Here is a 3,356-nt window from a genome sequence, read left to right as displayed (position 1 = left end):
GCCATGTGGCATTCGTCGCCGCCGGAGCGGTAGTCGCCGAAGTAGTCGACGACGTCCTCGGGCCACTGGTTCGCCTCGGCCAGCAGCACCGTGTCCGGGTAATGCGTGTCGATCTCCTTGCGGACCCGCTTCAGGAGTTCGTGAGTGGCCGGAAGGTTCTCGCAGTTGGTGCCTTCGCGGGCGTAGAGATAGGGCACCGCGTCGAGGCGGAAGCCGTCGATGCCGAGGTCGAGCCAGAACTTGAGGGCGGCGAGGATCTCCTCCTGGACCGCCGGGTTCTCGTAGTTGAGGTCCGGCTGGTGGGAGAAGAAGCGGTGCCAGTAGTACTGCTTGCGGACGGGATCGAAGGTCCAGTTGGAGGCCTCGGTGTCGACGAAGATGATCCGCGCGTCCTGGTACTGCTTGTCGTCGTCCGCCCAGACGTAGTAGTCGCCGTAGGGGCCTTCGGGGTCGGCGCGGGACTGCTTGAACCACTCGTGCTGGTCGCTGGTGTGGTTCATGACGAAGTCGATGATCACGCGCATGCCGCGCTGGTGGGCGGCGTCCACGAACTCGACGAAGTCGGCGAGGTCACCGAAGTCCGGGAGGACGGAGGTGTAGTCGGCGACGTCGTAACCGCCGTCCTTCAGCGGGGACTTGAAGAACGGGGGGAGCCAGAGGCAGTCGACGCCGAGCCACTGCAGATAGTCGAGTTTCGCGGTGATGCCCTTGAGGTCGCCGATGCCGTCGCCGTTGCTGTCCTGGAAGGAGCGGACGAGGACCTCGTAGAAGACGGCGCGTTTGAACCAGTCGGGGTCGCGGTCCTTGGCGGGGGTGTCCTCGAAGGTGTCCGGAACGGGCTCGTTCATGAACATGGCGGGGGTGGCCCTCCAGTCAGTGATCTCCGGTCAGTGATCTCCGGTCAGGGGTCTCCGGACGGTGAAATCCGGGTCAGGGGTCTCCGGTTCGGGTCGCCGGTCAGGGGTCTCCGGACGGTGAAATCCGGGTCAGGGGTCTCCGGTTCGGGTCGCCGGTCAGGGGTCTCCCGGTCTAGGAGTGCGGGCGGTCGCCGACCGTGAAGACGTGCGCGGGCGCCCGGCCCGGCGTGAGCCGTACGTAGTTCGTCCGGCCCCAGAGGTACGTCTCGCCGCTGAGTTCGTCGTGCACGGGGACCGTGTCGTGCCAGGCCAGGCCGAGGCGCGGCAGGTCCAGGGAGACCGTGGCCTCCTGCGTGTGGTGCGGGTCCAGGTTCACGACCACCAGCACCGTGTTCGCCCCTCTGCGGCGCGAGTAGACGAGCACCGCGTCCTGGTCGGCGTGGTGGAAGTGGAGCCCGCGCAGGGTGTGCAGGGCGGGGCTGCGCCGGCGGATCTCGTTGAGCCGGGTGATCAGCGGGGCGATCGTGCGCCCCTCGCGCTCGGCCGACTCCCAGTCCCGGGGCCGCAGTTCGTACTTCTCCGAGTGCAGGTACTCCTCGCTGCCGGGACGCGCCGCGGTGTTCTCGCACAGTTCGTAGCCGCTGTAGACACCCCAGGTCGGGGCGAGCGTCGCGGCGAGCACGGCGCGCAGTTCGAACGCGGGGCGGCCGCCGTGCTGGAGGAACGCGTGCAGGATGTCCGGGGTGTTCACGAACAGGTTGGGCCGCATGTACGAGGCGGCCTCACCGGACAGTTCGGACAGGTAGTCGGTGAGCTCCTCCTTGGTGTTCCGCCAGGTGAAGTACGTGTACGACTGCTGGAAGCCGATCTGCGCGAGCGTGTGCAGCATCGCGGGACGGGTGAACGCCTCGGCCAGGAAGATCACGTCGGGATCGCCGCTGTTGATCTCCGCGATGACCCGCTCCCAGAACACGACGGGCTTCGTGTGCGGGTTGTCGACCCGGAAGATCCGCACTCCGTGGTCCATCCAGTGCCGCAGCACCCGCACGGTCTCCGCGACCAGGCCCGGCAGGTCCCGGTCGAAGGCGATCGGGTAGATGTCCTGGTACTTCTTGGGCGGGTTCTCCGCGTACGCGATGGAGCCGTCGGGCCGGTGGTGGAACCACTCGGGGTGTTTCTCCACCCAGGGGTGGTCGGGGGAGCATTGGAGCGCGAAGTCGAGGGCGATCTCCAGGCCCAGCTCGCGGGCTCGCGCCACGAATGCGTCGAAGTCGTCGAGTGTGCCCAGGTCCGGATGGATCGCGTCGTGACCGCCCTCCGGGGAGCCGATCGCCCAGGGGACGCCGACGTCGTGCGGGCCGGGGGTCAGGGAGTTGTCGGGGCCCTTGCGGTGGGTGGTGCCGATGGGGTGGACGGGCGGGAGGTAGACGACGTCGAAGCCCATCGCGGCGATCGCGGGCAGCCGCTCGGCCGCCGTCGCGAACGTGCCGCTGACCGGCGGCCTGCCGGGCTCGACGACCGCGCCCTCGGAGCGCGGGAAGAACTCGTACCAGGACCCGTACAGGGCCCGCTTCCGCTCCACCAGCAGCGGCAACTCCTCGGAGACGGTGACGAGTTCACGCAGCGGACGGGTGGCGAGGGCCGCGTCGACCTCCGGGGCGAGGGCGGCTGCCAGGCGGGCGGCGGGGGTGCGGGACGGATCGCGGAGCGCGGCCGCCGTCGCGGTGAGCACGGTGCGCGAGGCCTTCGTCCGGCCGTCCTGGGCGGCGGCCCGCTCGTGCAGCAACGCCCCTTCCTCCAGGACGAGTCCGGTGTCGAGGCCCGCCGGAATCTTGATCCGCGCGGTGTGCCGCCAGGTGGACACCGGATCGCTCCACGCCTCCACGGCGAAGGTCCACGCGCCGGGCGCGTCCGGGGTCACGTCGGCGGCCCAGCGGTCGGTGCCGGGGGCCAGTTCGCGCATCGGGGTGAAAGGGCCGGGGGTGCCGTCGGGGGCGCGCAGCACCAGGTTCGCGGCGACGGCGTCGTGGCCCTCGCGGAACACGGTGGCGGTCACCTGGAAGGTCTCGCCGGTGACGGCCTTCGCGGGGCGGCGGCCCCGGTCGACGACGGGCCGGACGTCACGCACCGGGATCCGGCCCGTCGTGGGCGCGGGCGGGCGCGGCCGGCTGCGGGGACGCTGTGCGGGCATGACCGCTCCTGTCGGGGGATCGGAGGAGGGTGGTCGGGCGCGTACCGGGGGAGCCTTCCACGCGTACGGGGCGGGCAATCCGGTGCTTACCTACCTACTCGGGCGTAAGCGCGCACACAAGACTCCCGTACGCGGCGCGTACCCGCGGCACACAAGTCCGGCCCCGCCGCGACCGTGTTGGGCCCGCCGGCCGCGAGCGAGGGGCGGACGGCGGCGTCGAGTGGGGTGTTCGCTGTCTCGGATAGACATCTCCGAGCCCCCGAGACGAGGCTGCGTGCGCGCTGACCTCGGCGGGCTGGGCCGCGCTG

At 70.5% G+C, this 3,356-nt stretch carries 2 protein-coding genes; both read right to left on the bottom strand.

Annotated features, from left to right (window positions below):
- A partial coding sequence (locus tag ACFW9D_RS38210; protein ID WP_384630074.1) for an alpha-amylase family glycosyl hydrolase occupies window positions 1–854 on the bottom strand: 854 nt, incomplete at its 3' end.
- A gap of 175 nt (window positions 855–1,029) precedes the next feature.
- Complete coding sequence (locus tag ACFW9D_RS38205; RefSeq protein WP_384630072.1) at window positions 1,030–3,048, bottom strand: maltotransferase domain-containing protein; 2,019 nt, start codon at window positions 3,046–3,048, stop codon at window positions 1,030–1,032.
- Between the last annotated feature and the right edge of the window lie 308 nt (window positions 3,049–3,356).

Source organism: Streptomyces sp. NPDC059524 (genome assembly GCF_042749255.1).
GTDB classification, from domain to species: Bacteria; Actinomycetota; Actinomycetes; order Streptomycetales; family Streptomycetaceae; genus Streptomyces; species Streptomyces xanthii.
The sequence above is the reverse complement of the archived record's forward strand: the minus strand, read 5'-3'. Positions and strand labels throughout refer to the sequence as shown.